The organism is Micromonospora sp. NPDC048835 (assembly GCF_040649995.1).
In the GTDB taxonomy this organism is placed as follows: domain Bacteria; phylum Actinomycetota; class Actinomycetes; order Mycobacteriales; family Micromonosporaceae; genus Micromonospora.
The window spans coordinates 94,319-109,807 of the sequence record NZ_JBEZGM010000004.1; the positions used below are offsets into that span (position 1 = coordinate 94,319).

The 15,489-nt window shown below is 72.1% G+C and carries 14 protein-coding genes; 7 read left to right on the top strand and 7 right to left on the bottom strand.

Features of this window, described 5'->3' with window-relative positions; all coding sequences use genetic code 11:
- Nucleotides 1-27: 27 nt before the first annotated feature.
- Nucleotides 28-288 (top strand): hypothetical protein, encoded by a 261-nt coding sequence (locus AB0C15_RS07010; RefSeq protein WP_357349514.1) that lies wholly within the window; start codon nucleotides 28-30, stop codon nucleotides 286-288.
- Here the strand turns inward: AB0C15_RS07010 and AB0C15_RS07015 are convergent.
- Entirely contained in the window at nucleotides 246-1,529 is a 1,284-nt protein-coding gene (locus AB0C15_RS07015) for an MFS transporter (protein ID WP_357349516.1), read from the bottom strand. The two genes, AB0C15_RS07010 and AB0C15_RS07015, sit on opposite strands and share 43 nt — an antisense overlap.
- Nucleotides 1,530-1,687: 158 nt before the next feature.
- On the opposite strand from AB0C15_RS07015, the gene AB0C15_RS07020 reads away from it, so the two are divergent.
- Entirely contained in the window at nucleotides 1,688-1,897 is a 210-nt protein-coding gene (locus AB0C15_RS07020) for a hypothetical protein (RefSeq protein WP_196922173.1), read from the top strand.
- Here the strand turns inward: AB0C15_RS07020 and AB0C15_RS07025 are convergent.
- Nucleotides 1,894-2,343, bottom strand: coding sequence for a hypothetical protein (locus tag AB0C15_RS07025; RefSeq protein ID WP_357349519.1), 450 nt, complete (start codon nucleotides 2,341-2,343; stop codon nucleotides 1,894-1,896). The genes AB0C15_RS07020 and AB0C15_RS07025 overlap by 4 nt on opposite strands.
- Before the next feature lie 162 nt (nucleotides 2,344-2,505).
- Between AB0C15_RS07025 and AB0C15_RS07030 the strand changes: the two genes are divergently transcribed.
- On the top strand, nucleotides 2,506-2,859 hold the full coding sequence (locus AB0C15_RS07030; RefSeq protein ID WP_357349521.1) for a DUF6401 family natural product biosynthesis protein: 354 nt from the start codon (nucleotides 2,506-2,508) through the stop codon (nucleotides 2,857-2,859).
- Between the two features lie 65 nt (nucleotides 2,860-2,924).
- Here AB0C15_RS07030 and AB0C15_RS07035 read toward each other — a convergent pair whose 3' ends face one another.
- Entirely contained in the window at nucleotides 2,925-3,734 is an 810-nt protein-coding gene (locus AB0C15_RS07035; protein ID WP_357349523.1) for a hypothetical protein, read from the bottom strand.
- Nucleotides 3,735-3,921: 187 nt separating this feature from the next.
- Here AB0C15_RS07035 and AB0C15_RS07040 point away from each other — a divergent pair, with 187 nt between their 5' ends.
- The 3 genes from AB0C15_RS07040 (at nucleotide 3,922) to AB0C15_RS07050 (ending at nucleotide 8,167) form a co-directional block, all read left to right on the top strand.
- Nucleotides 3,922-6,060, top strand: a complete 2,139-nt coding sequence (locus AB0C15_RS07040) for a SpoIIE family protein phosphatase (protein WP_357349524.1) — start codon at nucleotides 3,922-3,924, stop codon at nucleotides 6,058-6,060.
- 27 nt (nucleotides 6,061-6,087) lie between these two features.
- Nucleotides 6,088-6,765, top strand: a complete 678-nt coding sequence (locus tag AB0C15_RS07045; RefSeq protein WP_357349526.1) for an HAD family hydrolase — start codon at nucleotides 6,088-6,090, stop codon at nucleotides 6,763-6,765.
- Nucleotides 6,766-6,871: 106 nt separating this feature from the next.
- Complete coding sequence (locus tag AB0C15_RS07050) at nucleotides 6,872-8,167, top strand: cation:proton antiporter (protein ID WP_357349528.1); 1,296 nt, start codon at nucleotides 6,872-6,874, stop codon at nucleotides 8,165-8,167.
- Nucleotides 8,168-8,210: 43 nt separating this feature from the next.
- On the opposite strand, the gene AB0C15_RS07055 is transcribed toward AB0C15_RS07050, so the two are convergent.
- Nucleotides 8,211-9,170, bottom strand: coding sequence for an FAD-dependent oxidoreductase (locus AB0C15_RS07055; protein ID WP_357349530.1), 960 nt, complete (start codon nucleotides 9,168-9,170; stop codon nucleotides 8,211-8,213).
- Nucleotides 9,171-9,277: 107 nt separating this feature from the next.
- Between AB0C15_RS07055 and AB0C15_RS07060 the strand changes: the two genes are divergently transcribed.
- Nucleotides 9,278-9,496 (top strand): DUF3072 domain-containing protein, encoded by a 219-nt coding sequence (locus AB0C15_RS07060; RefSeq protein WP_357349881.1) that lies wholly within the window; start codon nucleotides 9,278-9,280, stop codon nucleotides 9,494-9,496.
- 475 nt (nucleotides 9,497-9,971) lie between these two features.
- On the opposite strand, the gene AB0C15_RS07065 is transcribed toward AB0C15_RS07060, so the two are convergent.
- The 3 genes from AB0C15_RS07065 to AB0C15_RS07075 form a co-directional block, all read right to left on the bottom strand.
- On the bottom strand, nucleotides 9,972-10,472 hold the full coding sequence (locus AB0C15_RS07065) for a metallophosphoesterase (protein WP_357349533.1): 501 nt from the start codon (nucleotides 10,470-10,472) through the stop codon (nucleotides 9,972-9,974).
- A 133-nt stretch (nucleotides 10,473-10,605) separates the two neighbouring features.
- Complete coding sequence (locus AB0C15_RS07070; protein WP_357349535.1) at nucleotides 10,606-13,482, bottom strand: ricin-type beta-trefoil lectin domain protein; 2,877 nt, start codon at nucleotides 13,480-13,482, stop codon at nucleotides 10,606-10,608.
- A gap of 152 nt (nucleotides 13,483-13,634) precedes the next feature.
- The gene (locus tag AB0C15_RS07075) at nucleotides 13,635-15,464 is read right to left on the bottom strand and encodes a glycoside hydrolase family 15 protein (protein ID WP_357349883.1); all 1,830 of its coding nucleotides are present in this window, start codon (nucleotides 15,462-15,464) and stop codon (nucleotides 13,635-13,637) included.
- Between the last annotated feature and the right edge of the window lie 25 nt (nucleotides 15,465-15,489).

The window sequence follows — 15,489 nt, forward strand, 5'->3', positions numbered from 1 at the left end:
TCATCGTGCCCGGGTACGGCTGACGGTATGACCGACGACAACATCAGGGTGTGGCGGGACGAGGAACGGCTTCCGTTGGAGGAGTTGGAGCGTGCCGTGTCGGGCTCCAGCCTCGACGGGCAGGCCGACGACGTGACGGGTAACGACGCCGGTGAGGAGGCCACCTTCGGGCACGGGCCGGCCGCGTCGGACCGGGACGGGACGGCCCAGGGCAACAGCCGCGAGGCCACCGACCCCCAGCGCGCCTACCGCCCCTCCACCACGGGCAGGACCGGGCCGGACGTCTGAGGACCGCTGCCGGGCTGGGTGGGCACCTCCGGCGCGGGGGACCCGACGCCGGGTCGGCGCGCGCCCGACTCGTAGAGCGCGATCAGCGCCAGCGCGAGCACCAACAGGGCCGAGCCCAGCACCTCCACCGAAATGTTGCCGATCAGCACGCCCAGCCCGGCCGGGACGAGCGCCGCACCGATGCCGGCGGCGCCGATCTGCAACCCGATGGCCCGGTCCGCGTGCGCCGCGCCGACCCGCTCGGCGGTGGTGAGGGTGAGCAGCGGAAACACCGGTGCGGCGGCGAAACCGACCACGACCAGGCCGAGCACCGCGAGGACGGCCGGCCCGGGTACGGCGATCAGCGCCGCACCGACCGCCATCCCGGCCAGGCTGGCGCGCAGCACCAGCCCCGCCCCCAGGCGTTCGGCCACCAGCCCCTGCACGACCCGGCCGACGAAGAGGCTGCCCCAGTACGCGGAGACGGCGCCGCCGGCCAGCGCCGCGCTGAGCCCACGCCCCTCGGTCAGCAGCAGAAACGCCCACAGCCCGGCGGACACCTCGATCGCCACGTACAGGACGAAGGCGAGCGTCCCCGACCAGACCGCCGGCAGTCGCAGCGTCTCCTTGACTGTCGGTGCCGGCGCGGCGGGCGTGGCCTGGGCGGGGTCGCCCGCCTCGTTGCCGGCCGGGCCGCCGCGGTGCCAGGCCCGCACGGTGAGCACGAACGCGGCGGCGAGGACGAGTTGGGCGGCGGCCACGATGCCGTACCCCCAACGCCACGCGAGCCCGGCGCTCAACACGCCGGTCATGATCAGTGGGCCGATGGCCACGCCCAGGCCGAAGAAGGCGTGCAACCAGTTCATGTGGCGGGGTCCGAAAGCCCCGGCGGCGTACGCGTTGAGCCCGGAGTCCACCGCGCCGGAGCCGAGCCCGAGCACCAGCGCACAACCCACAAGCACCGCCAGCACCGGGCTCACCGAGTAGCCGGTCAACGCCAGGCTGGCCAGCAGGGTGCTGCCGGCGAGCAGGGCGCCCACGCCGACCCGGGCCAGCGTGAAGCCGGCCAGCACGCTCGAGGTGAGATAGCCGACGGTGCCGGCGGTGAGCACCCATCCGACCGCCTCGGTGGGTACGTCGAAATCGGCCCGGATCGACAGCCAACTGACGCCGAGCAGGCCGTCGGGGAGGCCGAGACTGACGAACGCGAGGTAGGCCAGCAGGAGCAGCATGGCGCGGGGGCGCGCGGGCGGGGTGGACACGGGACACCATCTTGCCGCAGGGGCACCCTAGCGCCGTCGGCAGCCGATCGCCCGCCGCGCAAAGAAGTCGTGTCCGTACGGTCGAGAAAACGGACAGCTCATCCAGAATCGGCCGATCGGACGACGGCAAGCCGGCTGTTTCGCGTAAGAATTTCGGGATGCATCAAGGCTCCGGAATCCTCTCCACGCGTCAGCGCCGGCTCGCCTGGCTCGGCTTCCTGCTCGCCGCGCTCCAGGCACCCGTGTCCGCCTGGCTCGTCGCCGACGAGTCGTGGCTGTTCAGCCTCTGCGTCGCGCTGATGGTGGCTACCGTGATCATCGCTGACGACGCGGCCCGGCGACGCCCGGCCGACGCGACAAGCGACTAACCTTCGCCGCCCGGCCGGGCCTCGTGGCCCGGCCGGCCCCGGCTGCGACGACGTTCCTTCATCTCCGCCTCGTAGAGGTGCCGCCGCCCGCCCACCAACTCGTCGCGGGCCTGCTGGTCCACCTCCCGGAAGAGCGCGTGGTAACCGTCGTCGAAGTCCTCGACGATCTGGAACGTCCACCGTCCGGCGATGACGTTGCGGCCGCGCAGCTCGGTGCCGATCCGCTCGGCCAGATGCGGATGCCCGGCGGCACGAAACTGCTCCACCGCGTCGTCGAGCATCAGGTCGGCGTGGCCGACCAGCTGGTGCATCGAGTAGAGGTGCCCCCGGGCCCGCTCCACACACTCCAGCGCCTCGCTGAGTTTGCCGAGTGCGGCGACCGTCTCGTCGCTGACCCCGTCCGGCCGCCGGTGCCGCTCGTCCGGTCCGTCCGCCCGCTGTACCATCCGTGCCTCCGTGCCGTGTGCCGCAGTCGGTGCCTGGTTCCCTGCTGCCCCGTCTGTGCCGGATCAATCCCCCAGGTCAGCGGTGATCGCCCCAGTGGCGCAGCCGACATCCACCGAGCGGCCGAGGTCGACACCGTCACCCGTCGGTTAGCCTCGGTCACCATGCGTGTGCCGTTCACCCGGGTCGCCTCCCGTACCGCCGTCGACTCGGCGCGGTCCACCCTGGCCGCCCTCACCGTCTCCGTGGGCACGGCCGGGCTCACCGCCGCCGCCGCGCGACCGGGTCTGCTGGCCCTCGTCGACCAGCACGCGGCGGCCGTCCGGGACAGCCTCGACGGCGACCACACGCCGCTGACCTCAGCGACGCTCGCCGGCTACGCCGAGGGGGTCCGCGCCGCCGCCCTCGAGCACGGGTGGGCGCCGCCCAGCGGGCCGGTCGACTGGAGCCAGCCGGAGTGGCTGCTCACCCGCCTGCTCGCGATCTGTGCGCTGGCTCGGGCCCTCGACCGGGACTGACACGCGAAGGAGGGCATCCCGCGTCGTGCGCGGAACACCCTCCCCACGTCGTACCGGTTCGCCCGCTACGAGCGGTACTGCTGGGCTTCGTCCACCCGGGGCATGGCCTGGGTGCGGTCACCCCCGCGGTCGGCCATCTGCCGCTCCACGTCGCTACGCCCGACCGATGCGGCCTGACGTTGCTGCTGCACCGCCCGGGCCTCCTCGGCCGCTCGACGCAGCCAACCGTCCCAGCGGTTCTGCATCGGCTTCACGAGACCACCGCCGACGCCGACGATCAGGATGCCGGCCACCGTGGCGAGCACCGCGATCAGCACCGGAGTGGTCACCGTGGTGGCGATACCCACCTGGTTCAGGGCGGCGATCACACCCAGCGCGATGATGAAGATCGCCGTCAGGTCGGCCAGCACCTTGCCGTACGAGAGCCCTCCCAACGCGCCGGTGACCAGATCCCGCACCGCGTTGGCGATCGCGGCCGCCACCACCACGATGACGATCGCGATGAACGCACGCGGCAGCCAGGCCACCACGCCGCTGATCAGGTCACTGATCGCGTTGGGCCCCCAGACTCCGAAGGCGAACTGCAGCGTGAACAGCAGTACGGCGTAGTACGCCAGTCTGGCCAGGATGTCGCTGGCGTCGTACTTCGTCCTCTCCAGGGCCCGTTTGATGCCACCGCGTTCGACCGCCTGGTCGAAACGCACCCGTTCCAGCACCGTATCCACGATCTTGAGGACGGCTCTGGCGATCAGCCAGCCGACCACGAGGATGACGATGAAGGCCACTGCCTTCGGGATGAAGAGCAGCACCGACCTCCAGGTGTCGGCGATGGCATCGCCAATGTCGGCCTGCCGGACCGCGAGGGTTTTCAGCATGATGTCCCTCCTGTCGCATGGACTGCGCCGGGCGCATACCCGGCAACAGGTCCGGCACTCCGCGCAGCACGCGGCGTTTTTCGCAACCAGGGCCCCTGAACTGCGCGAACGGCCACGGCGAGGGACGCGGCGACGGCCCGCCGCAGTGATCGGATGCCTTTTCCGGTCGGCCGACTAGGCTGCGGACATGCCAGGAACGGTCGGGCGGGTCCCCACGCCAGCAACTCCGGGCCCGGACGCACCCACCGGGTCCGGCCCGGGGCTCGGCGTGCTCGCCCACGACTGGGCCGACAGCCCTCTGGGTCCGGCCGACGACTGGGACGTCGCCCTCCGGGCCGTGGTGGAGCTGATCCTCGCCGCGCCGATGCCGATGGCCCTGGCGTACGGCGACGACCTCGTCCTGCTCTACAACGCCGGCTACGCCGACCTGCTGGGCAGCAAGCACCCCAGCGCCTTCGGTCGCCCGGCCGCGGAGGTGTTCGCCGAGATCTGGGCCCTGCCCGGCGTCGGTGCGGTGATCGAGCGCTGCTATCGGCAGGGCGTGCCCTTCCTGGAGAAGGAGTCCACCCTGCCGCTGGTCCGTGGGCACTCCGCGACGGTGGAGCAGGCGGTCTTCACCCGGAGCTACTCGCCGGTGCGCGACAGCGCCGGGCAGATCGTGGGCGTCTTGACGGTCGCGGCCGAGACCACCCACGTCACCGAGCAGTTGCAGAGCCTCAGCGAGGTGGCCGCGGCGCTCGCCGGCACCCTCACCCTCGACGACGTGGCCCGGGTGGCACTGCGGTACGCGATCACCACGTTCGACCCCGACCAGGCCTCGTTCGCGGTCGACGAGGGCGGCGGCGGCTGGCGCATGGTGCGGCGGGTCCGGGGCGAGTTGCTTGACGAGGCCGACGAGCGGCTGCCCCCGCTCTGGCGGCGCGCGGCTGCGGACTGGTCGGCCCCCCTGGTGCAGGCGGCGCGCTCCGGCGGCCCGTCGTTCACCCGCGACGGGCAGCCGCTGCGGGACACCGCGGTGGACCGCCACGACCAGAAGATCCGCGCGATGGCGGCCCTGCCCCTGGGCACCTCGGTGGTCCGTGGTGGGCTGGCCGTGGGCTACCAGGTCCCGCACACCTGGTCCCCCGCCGAGCGGGCCCTGCTGGCCGCCTCGGCCGAGCTGATCGGCCAGGCCGCGGAGCGGGCCCGCCGGTTCGAGACCCAGCACGGCACGGCCCAGCTGTTGCAACGCAGCATGTTGCCGGAGCACCTACCGGATCTGCCCCAGTTGCGGATCGCAGCCCGCTACGACCCGGGCGTGGACGGCAATGCCGCCGGCGGCGACTTCTACGACGCGTTCCTGCTGCCCAACGGCTCGCTCGGCGTGGTGCTCGGCGACGTCGCGGGGCACGACGTGCAGGCCGCCGCGCGGATGGGGCAGGTCCGCGCCGCGCTGCGCGCCCTGGCCCTGGCCGACCCGGCGCCCGACGCGGTGCTGGCCGGCCTGGACCGGCTGGTGACCAGCCTCGGCGCGGAGGCCAGCACGCACGAGCTGTTCGTCACCGTGGCGTTCGGGGTGATCGACGCCGAGCGGCGGGAGCTGACCCTGTCCAGCGCCGGGCACCCCGCGCCGCTGATCCGCCGCGGTGGCCCGGAGGGCCGGTTCCACGCCGAGTACGTCGACGTCCCGGCCGGACCGCCGCTCGGGCTTGGCGGTCGGCTGGGCACCACGATCGTCCCGTTCCGCCCCGGCGACACCCTGCTGCTGTTCAGCGACGGGGTGGTGGAGCGCCGCCGGCAGAGCCTGAGCGCCGGGCTGGCCACCCTGAGCGACGCCGTCGCCAAGGCCGGTAGTGGCGACCCGCGCGCGCTCTGCGCGGTGGCCACGGCCGCGGTCCCGGGCGGCACCGAGGACGACGTGGCCGTACTTGCGGTCGAGCACGCGCTCACGCCGAGCCGGTCGGCGAGCATGGAGGTGCCCGCGGAGCCGACCGCGCCCAGCCGGGTCCGACACTGGCTGACCGGCCAGCTCACCGAGTGGCAGGTGCCCGAGTCGGTGATCGGGGCGGCGGTGCTCTGCACCAGCGAGCTGACCACCAACGCGTTGCTGCACGCCGGCACGGCCGCCCGGGTCGAGATCGACCTGAGCGCCGAGCGGCTGCTCGTCTCGGTGGCGGACTCCGGCACCCGGGGCACCGTGACCCGGGCCCGTACCGACACGTTGAGCAGTCGCGGGCGCGGCCTCGGCCTGATCGAGGAGCTCAGCGACGCCTGGGGCACCGACCCGTCGGTGCGCGGCTCCACGGTGTGGTTCGAGATCCTCACGCCGCCGGCCGCGCACCCCTGAGACCACCGCAACGGTGTGGAGGACACGATGGCCACCGACCGGCCAGCCGGAGTGCTCTTCGACGTCGACGGCACCCTCGTCGACACCACGTACCTGCACACCGTGAGCTGGTGGGAGGCGTTACGGCAGACCGACCAGCCGGTGCCGATGGCGACGGTGCACCGCTCGATCGGGATGGGGTCGGACAAACTCCTCGACCACCTCCTCGGTCCGGAACGGGACCGCGACGCGGACTCGAAACTGCGCGACGCGCACGACACCCTCTACGCCGAGTACTGGGAACGGCTCACGCCGCTCCCCCGGGCGGCCGACCTGTTGCGCGCCTGCGCCGAGCGGGGGTTGCGGGTGGTGCTCGCCACCTCCGCCACGGGAGCGGAGGTGGCCGCGCTCCGTCGGGCGCTCGCCGCCGATGACGTGATCGACACGGTCACCTCCGCGGAGGACGTTAAGCAGAGCAAGCCGGCACCGGACATCCTGGTCGCCGCGCTGGAGCAGTCCGGGTTGGCCGCCGAGCGGGCGGTCTTCGTCGGCGACTCGGTGTGGGACGTCGTCGCGGCCGGGGCGCTGCACATGCCGTGTGTGGGCCTGACCTGCGGTGGCACCAGCCGCGGCGAGTTGGCCGGTGCGGGTGCCGTGGCGGTGTACGAGGACCCGGCCGCCCTGTTGACCGAACTTACCGACTCGCCGCTCACCCACCCCCGGTAAGGAACACTTCGGTCCACCGCCGCGTACGCGCATAGCCGGAGCCCTTGCGGGGCAAGGACTGTCACCACCTGCCCGCACCCTGCGGGTGCGGCGGAAAGGTGGTGCCGTGGAGCCGGTAGACGTGGCGTTCGCGCTGGTGGGCCTGGGCGCTCTGCTGGCGGGCATCCTGCCCCGGGTGTTGGAGCAGCGCCCGCTGTCCATGCCGATCGCCTTCCTCGCCCTCGGCATGGTGGTGTTCCTGCTGCCGGTCGGGCTGCCCTCACCGGACCCCCTGGCCCACCCGGAGCTGGCCACCCACCTCACCGAGATCGGAGTGATCGTCGCGCTGATGGGCGCCGGGCTCAAGATCGACCGGCCGCTGAGTTGGCGGCGGTGGTCGTCCACCTGGCGGCTGTTGGCGATCGCGATGCCCCTGTGCATCGCGGCGGTGGCCCTGCTCGGCTGGTGGTGGGCGGGGCTGGTGCCGGCCGCCGCGCTGTTGTTGGGTGCCGCGCTGGCCCCGACCGACCCGGTGCTCGCCGCCGACGTGCAGGTCGGCGAGCCGACCGACGTGGAGGATTCCGAGGACGAGGTCCGCTTCGCGCTGACCTCCGAGGCCGGGCTCAACGACGGGCTGGCGTTCCCGTTCGTCTACGCCGCCATCGCCATCGCGTCGACGAGCCTCGCCCCGGGCGACTGGCTGGCCGAGTGGTTCACCGTGGACGTGCTCTGGAAGGTCGGCGTCGGCGTCGGCGGTGGCCTGCTCATCGGCTGGCTGCTCGGCAAGCTGTTCTTCCGCGCGCCGAGCGAGCTGCGGTTGGCCCGGCACGCCGAGGGCTTCCTCGCGCTGGCCGCCACGTTCCTGGCGTACGGGCTGGTGGAGGTGGCCGGCGGGTACGGCTTCCTGGCCGTGTTCGTGGCCGCCCGGGCCATCCGGGCCGCCGAGCGGACCCACGAGTTCCACTCGGTGCTGCACGACTTCGCCGAGCAGGTCGAACGGCTGCTCACCCTGGTCCTGTTGCTGCTGCTCGGCGGCGCGATCGTGGGTGGCCTGCTGGGCCCGCTGACCTGGCCGGCGGCCGCCGTCGGGCTGGCGCTGGTGTTCCTGGTACGACCGCTGATCGGCTGGTTGTCGCTGCGCGGCGCTCCAGGGCGCCCGGCCGAGCACTGGGTCATCTCGTTCTTCGGCATCCGCGGTGTCGGCTCGTTCTACTACCTCGCGTACGCCACCACCAAGGCCGACTTCCCCCAGGCCGAACTGCTCTGGGCGACCGTCGGGCTGGTGGTGCTCGTCTCCGTCGTGGTGCACGGCATCACGGCGACCCCGGTGATGCAACTACTCGACCGGGAGGGCGAACGAACCTCCGACCCGGCCGAGCGCGACGCCGACCCGCGCCCCGTCGCGGCAGCCGGGCACGCCTGACCGGCCGCCCGCTCAGGCCGTGCACTCCTGACCAGCCGCCCGCTCAGGCCAGCCGGGCGGCCAGCGCGCGGCCGAGGTCCCGGCCGGAGCGCCAGGCGCTCTGCACCCGGGGCTTGCCGAACGCGTCGCCGGCCAGGCCGATCCCGTCGGCGTCCAGGTGGTGAGTGGCGCCGCCGGCATCGCTCGTCGGCTTCGCGTACGTCCAGCGGTGCACGTGCACCTCGACGGCCTGCTCGGGCAGCCCGAGCAGGTCGCGCACGGCCTGCTCGATCGCCGGACCGGCCCCGGTGGGTTGGGCGAGGTGACCGGCCGCGAACTCCGGCACGGTGTGCGCGACAAGCACCGGTGCGCCGTCACCACGCCTGTCGCCGTCGTCGCAGACGAGGTTGAGGACCGGATGCTCGTTGACGAACGCGCCCCGGAAGTCCGGCCAGCGTCGGGTCGGGAAGCGCAGCACCGCGGCCAGCGACGGCGACCACCGCTGTGCCTGTACGACCCGGGTGGCGTCGGTCAGGGCTGGGTCGAGCAGCAGGGCGGCCTGCGGGCCCGGCATGGCCAGCGCGACCGCCGCACACGACACGCCGTCCACCACCGGACCGGGCTCGACGGTGAGCACCAGCCGGTCGACGGTCACCGGTACCGCACCGGCCAGGTGCTCGACCACCGAACGCAGCCCACGCGGGGCGGCGAACCGCATCGGCCCGGTCACCTCGTGGGTCCCGCTCCGGTCGTACGCCTGGAAGGTGTCGGTCCACTCGCGGACCAGCCCGTCCGCGCACCACTGCGCGACAAGCGCGGCGAAGTCCGGGTCGGTGGCGGTGAAGTAGGCGGCGCCGATGTCCGCGGGCCGGCCCTGGAAACGCTTGCTCGCCATCCGGCCACCGCGGACGTGACCCCGCTCCCGGACCTGCACCGGCACCCCGGCCCGGATCAACTCGACCGCACAGGCCACCCCGGCGATGCCCGCCCCGACCACCACGACACCCGATCGATCCTCCGTCACCCGATGATCGTAGGTGGCGGCGTTCCGGGCGAACGCCGGTGGCGGCCTCCGGGAATGAATCACCCGCGATCGGGGTACTGGCACACCTGTTCGAAGAGAGGGTGATGATGATGACGGACCGCCGCACCGAGCAGGCCGACCAGAACGCCGCGATCAAGGACCCGGACGAGTGGGTCACCGGAGACGAGCCGCCGACCGCCGCGCAGGAGTCCTACCTGAGTACGTTGGCCCGGGAGGCCCACGCCGACGTCCCGCACGACCTGACCAAGGCCGAGGCGTCCAAGCGCATCGACGAACTCCAGGCCAAGACCGGCCGAGGCCAGTAACCCCGCACCCCGATGCTGTTGCGTCGGGGCTGTTGGCCGCCGAACCAGCCCGCGTTGGACAACGGGCCTTGTGGTAGATCAACGCGTCTCGAGCGATAGGCCCGCGCCGATCTTGCGCTTTCTGTCGTCGGCCTGGACGGGTATGTCCCTTGTGTCAGGACAGGAAGTGCAAGATCGCGGAGCCAGGGCCGCCCAGGTCCGCCGATCATGGAGTTGTGGTGCCTGACTTGTGGTTTACAGGCCGCATTGTCGCCCACCACAACTCCATGATCGGCGAGGCGGTGCCGGTCGACTGACAGCCGTCCCGCCAACCGAGACAGCATCGCCCGCACCTCTCCACGCGATATTGCACTTCCTGTCGCGACAAAAGGCGTACAAGGCGCAAAACAACGACAGCAAGTGCAAGATCGCGGGAGCAGGGGCGCGGGGGCCCGGGCGCGCGGGCGGGCGGGCGCAGGCGGGGGCAGGGTTGTGGTCAGGGGCGGGGTAGTCGGTGCAGGTGCACCTCGGTCAGGCTGCCCTCGTGGATCTCGGCGGTGAGGTAGGTGGCGTGGGGTTGGGAGCGGCGGTCGGTGGGTGAGCCGGGGTTGAGCAGGCGCAGCCCACCGGGCGCCTCGGTGTCCCAGGGGATGTGCGAGTGCCCGAAGACCAGCAGGTCGACGTCGGGGAAGCGCACCGCGCACCGCTTCTCACGGCCGGTCCGGGGCCCGGTCTCGTGCACCACCGCGACCCGCAGACCGTCGAGCTGGACCCGGGCCACCTCCGGCAGCCGGGCGCGAAGCGCCGGGCCGTCGTTGTTGCCGTACACCCCGACCAGTCGGCGCGATCGCGCGGACATGGCGTCGAGCAGCGTCTCGTCCACCCAGTCGCCGGCGTGCACCACCACGTCGGCCGCCTCGATGGCCGCCCAGAGGGGCCCGGGTAGGTCCCGGGCCCGCTTCGGTAGGTGGGTGTCCGCCGTGAGCACCAGCCGCATACCCGGCATTGTCCCCCGAGTCCCGGCCGCCCACCCGGGAGAACGCGGGTGGACCGCCGGGCCCCGCCTCCGCCGCCCGGCACCCGTGCGTCAGGGACGCTCGGGTACGGGTGCCGAGCCGGTCAGGGGGCGGTCACGGGAGGGTCCAGCGTTGGGCCCCGGTGCCGTTGCAGGTCCAGATCTGCAGTTGCCGACCGTCGGTGAGGTCCGAGCTGGGGATGTCCAGACAACGCCCGGACTGGGGGTTGCGCAGGCTGCCGTCCGACTGGGCGGCCCACTGTTGGGCCCCGCTGCCGTTGCAGTCGTAGAGCTGCACGGGCGTGCCGTCGGTGGTGCCGCTCGCCTTCACGTCCAGGCACTTGGCGAGCCCCCGGACGGTGCCGTCGCCGGGCAGGGTCCACCGTTGCGCGGCGGTGCCGTTACAGGTCCAGGTTTGCACCCTGGTGCCGTTCGCGGTCTGGCTGGAGGCGATGTCCGCGCACTTGCCGAGGGCCTTGACCGCACCGGTGCGCGCCCCACCGGTGCCGACGCCCGGCCCGGTGAAGGTGTAGCTGTCCACGTCGAGCAGCGCACCGCTGCCGCCGGTCATCACGAGGTACAGGTCGTGGGTGCCGTCGTCGGGCCTGGTCACCGTGGCGCTCAGCTCGGAGTAGTTGTCCCAGCCGCCGGTGTTCGGCACCGCGATGCGGGCGACCTCCGTGCCGGTCGGTGAGTCGTACCGGAAGGAGATGGTGCCCCCGGGGCCGCCGGAGGAGACCCGGGCCCGGACGCCGGTGATTCCCTTGAGGCTCACCGCGTGGTGTCGGACGCTCTCGCCGTTCTGGATGTCACCGAGCCGCTTGCCACCCTCGGCGGCCGCCTGGTCGATCACCCTGGGGCCGTTGAGCTGGACGAGGTGCTCGGCCTGCCACTGTTTCGGGTAGAGGACGATCTCCTGTTCTCCGGTGAGCGCGGCCGAGCCGGTCGCGCCGCGGTCGGTGTAGCTGCCGCGCAGGACGAAGAAGAGCACCGAGTCGGGTCCGGCGTGCACCGGGCCGGTGTTGAAGGTCGCGCCGCAGCCGGTCCCCTCCCCCTCCTCGTGGGCGTGTTCCTGGTGCCCGAGCGCGGCCCGGACGACCACCGCCGAGCAGGCCGGCGTGCCGTCCTGCGGGTCACTTGCGGTGGCGGCCACCGCGAGGTCCTGCCCCCAGTCGAAGAGCCCGCCGGCGGGCAGGCCGGTCAGGCTGACCGTGGGGCGGTTGTTGCCGACCACCACCGACACCACCGTGGTGGCGCTGCGGCCGGTGCCGTCGTCGACGGTGAGCCGGGCGCTGTAGGTCCCGTTCGCGGAGTACGTGAACGACGGGTTGGCGGCGGTCGAGTCGGTGCTGCCGTTGTTGGTGAAGTCCCAGGCGTACGTCAGCGGGTCACCGTCCGGGTCCGAACTGCCGGCGCTGGAGAAGGTCACCGAGAGGGGGGCCAGGCCGTTGTCCCGGTTGACGGTGGCCCTGGCCGCCGGCGACCGACCAGCCTGGACGTAGTTGATTTTGTAGAGGCCGGCGTCGGCAGCACCGGAGAAGTAGCCGCTGCCGTACTCCAACAGGTAGAGCGAGCCGTCCGGGCCGAACTGCCAGTCGATCGGGTGGACGAACCTCATGCCGGCGAGCACCGGCTCGATCACGGTCGGCGCGCCGGTGGCGGGGTTGCCGTTGTCGAACTGGACCTCCTTGATCCAGTTGCGGCAGTACTCGGAGATCAGCCACTTGTTGTCGTAGTAGGCCGGCCACTTCACGTCCGACACGAGGTTCGGGTCGTAGTGGTAGACCTCGACGTGGTTCGGCGACCCGCACCCGCCGGGGTTGTCCAGGGCCGGCCAGTCCTCGCTGCCGCCGTGCTGCTCCCAGACCAGTGCGGGTTTCGTCGGCGGGAGCTGTTGGATGCCGGTGTTGCGGGGTGAGTTGTTCACCGGGCCGGTCGAGCCGCCGCAGGGGAACCAGCCGCGCGGTGTGGCGGTGGCGAAGTCCCAGTCGTTGTAGGCGACGTTGGGGCCGCCGCAGTACGGCCAGCCGTAGTTGCCGGGCCCGCTGGCGCGGTTGAACTCGTCGTACGCCGCCGGGCCGCGGTTGGCGAGGTCGGCGCCCGCGTCCGGGCCGACCTCACCCCAGTAGAGGGTGTTGTTGGCCGTGCGGTCCACCCAGATCCGGTACGGGTTGCGCACGCCCATCACGTAGATCTCCGGGCGGGTCCGCGCGGTGCCGGCGGCGAAGAGGTTGCCGGCGGGGACGGTGTAGCTGCCGTCGTTCTCCGGGTGGATCCGGTTGATTTTTCCGCGCAGGTCGTTGGTGTTGCCCGAGGTGCGTTGGGCGTCGTACTGCGCATTGCGGGTCGTCCGCTCGTCGATCGGGGCCATCCCGGCGGAGTCGCCGCCGGAGTTGGTGTTGTCGCCGACGGCGAAGTACAGGTTGCCGGCGGTGTCCCAGCTCATCGAACCGGCCGAGTGGCAGCACAGGTCGCGGTCGGTGGGCCACTCGATGAGCGTGTCCTCGCTGGCCGGGTCGAGCAGGAGGGTGGACGGGTCGAAGGTGAACCGGCTGATCCGGTTGACCAGCGGGGTGACCTTCGGCGAGTAGAAGAGGTAGACCCAGCGGTTGCTCGCGAAGCTCGGGTGCAGGGTGATGCCGATCAGGCCGTCCTCGAAGCGGGCGTCCAGCGCCAGGGTCAGGGCCACGGTGGTGGACCTCGTCGCCGGGTTGTAGAGGCGCACCTGGCCACCGGCGCTGCTGGTGCCCCGGTTGATGTAGAAGACCTTGCCGTCGGGGGCGACGGCCAGTTCGATCGGCTCGCCCATGGAGAGTCCACCGTCGAGGGCGACCTTCTCGAAGCCGTTGGTGGCGGGTGGTGCGAGGGCGGCGGCCCGGGCCGGGGAGGCGGCGGCCGGGCGTTCGACGGCCTGCGGGACGAGGCAGAGGGTGAGCAGGACGGTGAGCAGGGTGGTGACGCTGACGAAACGTCGGCGCGGTGTGCGAGACACGAGACCTCCAGCTGTCCGGGGGATCTCGGTGCCGCTCCCGCCGACTGGAGGAGCACCGCAAGGTGTCCCGGACATTAACGTCTTTCACTGGAGTGCGATAGAACTTCACGCCCACAGATAGAAAGTTGTCACGATCTACACGAAAGTCCGGCCTACGGGCGCACTGGTGAGAAGTACGCCGGAGGCATCCCACGCTGACGCAACGTCGGGTCCCGCTCCACGTCGGTCAGCACACCTGCGGCGTTGATCAGGCCGATGTGCGAGAACGCCTGGGGAAAGTTGCCCAACTGCTCCCCGGTCACCGGGTCGATCTGCTCGGCGAACAGGCCGAGGTCGTTGACCCGCTCCGCCAACCCCCGGAACAACTCGTGCGCCCGGTCCCGTTCACCGGCCAACGCCAGGCAACAGACCAGCCAGAACGAACAGATGAGGAAACCCGCCGGGTCGCCGTCCCAGCGCCGCAACAGGCCGTCGTGGGAGAGCCGCTGCTCCACCGCGCGGATCGTCGAGAGCATCCGCGGGTCGTCGGCCCGCAGAAAGCCGACAAGCGGCATCACCAACACCGAGGCGTCCAGGTCGTCGGATTCGAAACTCCCGGTGTACGCCTGGAGCCGCTCGTTCCAGCCCCGCTCGACGACCTCCGCGCGCACCGCGTCGCGGGCGGCCGCCCAGCGGGCCACGTCCTGCGGCTCGCCCAGCAGGTCACCGAAGCGGACCGCCCGGTCCAGGGCGACCCAGCACTGCACCTTCGAGGAGACGTGGTGGTGCTCGATGCCACGCTCCTCCCACATGCCCGCGTCCGGCAACGACCAGTCCCGCGCGGCCTGGTCCGCGAGCACCCGGAGTACGTGCCGCACCTCCGGGTCGAACGGTTGCAGCTTGTCGCGCATCAACCAGGCGGCGTCCATGGCCTCGCCGAAGATGTCGGTCTGCCGCTGCTGCCACGCGTCGTTGCCGATTATCACCGGCGGGCTGTCCCGGTAGCCGCCGAGCTGATCCAGGCGGTGCTCGGTGAGGTCCCGTTCCCCCAGCACCCCGTACATGATGGGCACCGGCCTGTCGTCGACGCGGCCCATCGCCCGACCCAACCAGGCGAACTGCCGTTGCACCTCGTCCAGGCACGTCGTCCGCCACAGTGCCCGCAGGGTCAGGCTGAAGTCACGCACCCAGACGTAGCGGTAGTCGTAGTTGCGGTCGCCGCCGAGCTTCTCCGGCAGCGAGGTGGTCACCGAGGCCACCACGGCACCGCTGGGCCGGTACGTCATGCCCTGCACCACCAGCCGGCTGCGCCGCACCTGCTCGGCGTAGAGCCCGTCGTACGGGTGCTCGTCCACCCAGGAGCGCCAGCCGGCGGCGGTGTCGGCGATGGTCTGGTCGGCGTCCGGCACCTCGGGTAGCGGGGCGTCGTAGGTCGGGGCGTACCCGAGGGTGAAGGTGTGTTTCGTGCCGGCGCGGGCGGTGAACGTCCCGGTGGCCTCGCCGCCCCGGGCGGTCAACCGCTCGCTGCAACGCAGGGTGAGTCGGGCGGCCCCGGCGATGGCTTCGAGCATGTCCTCCCGCTCGATCAGGTAGGCGATGGTCCGGCCGTACTCGAAGCGCGGCCGGTAGTGCACCCGCATCGGCACCGAACCCGACAGCCCTTCCACCGAGCGGGCCAGCACCTGCGGCGAGCGCAGCCCGATGTCGTGACCGCGCGAGCCGGGCTCGAAGGCGAGCGCGTCGGTGAGCGCGACGTCCCCCTGCGCGGTGCGGAAGACCGTCCGCAGCACCAGGGTGTCGTCGAGGTAGCAGCGTTCGACGCGGTAGTCGCCCTCGGGCTGGATCGACCAGTGCCCGGCATCGTCGTCGAGCAGCCGCCCGAACACCGACGGGGCGTCGAACCGGCCCGGGCACCACCAGTTCACCGAGCCCGAGGCGTCCACGAGCGCCGCGCTGCGGCAGTCGGCGAGGAACCCGTAGTCGCTGATCTGTCCGATCTCCACCCGACTGGCTACCCGGGCAGTCCAC

Excerpts from the sequence above, each read along its gene's own strand:
- AB0C15_RS07010 (WP_357349514.1), top strand. The coding sequence starts at position 28 with ATGACCGACGACAACATCAGGGTGTGGCGGGACGAGGAACGGCTTCCG.
- AB0C15_RS07045 (WP_357349526.1), top strand. The coding sequence starts at position 6,088 with ATGGCCACCGACCGGCCAGCCGGAGTGCTCTTCGACGTCGACGGCACC.
- AB0C15_RS07020 (WP_196922173.1), top strand. The coding sequence starts at position 1,688 with ATGCATCAAGGCTCCGGAATCCTCTCCACGCGTCAGCGCCGGCTCGCC.
- AB0C15_RS07030 (WP_357349521.1), top strand. The coding sequence starts at position 2,506 with ATGCGTGTGCCGTTCACCCGGGTCGCCTCCCGTACCGCCGTCGACTCG.
- AB0C15_RS07035 (WP_357349523.1), bottom strand. The coding sequence starts at position 3,734 with ATGCTGAAAACCCTCGCGGTCCGGCAGGCCGACATTGGCGATGCCATC.
- AB0C15_RS07025 (WP_357349519.1), bottom strand. The coding sequence starts at position 2,343 with ATGGTACAGCGGGCGGACGGACCGGACGAGCGGCACCGGCGGCCGGAC.
- AB0C15_RS07065 (WP_357349533.1), bottom strand. The coding sequence starts at position 10,472 with ATGCGGCTGGTGCTCACGGCGGACACCCACCTACCGAAGCGGGCCCGG.
- AB0C15_RS07040 (WP_357349524.1), top strand. The coding sequence starts at position 3,922 with ATGCCAGGAACGGTCGGGCGGGTCCCCACGCCAGCAACTCCGGGCCCG.
- AB0C15_RS07060 (WP_357349881.1), top strand. The coding sequence starts at position 9,278 with ATGATGACGGACCGCCGCACCGAGCAGGCCGACCAGAACGCCGCGATC.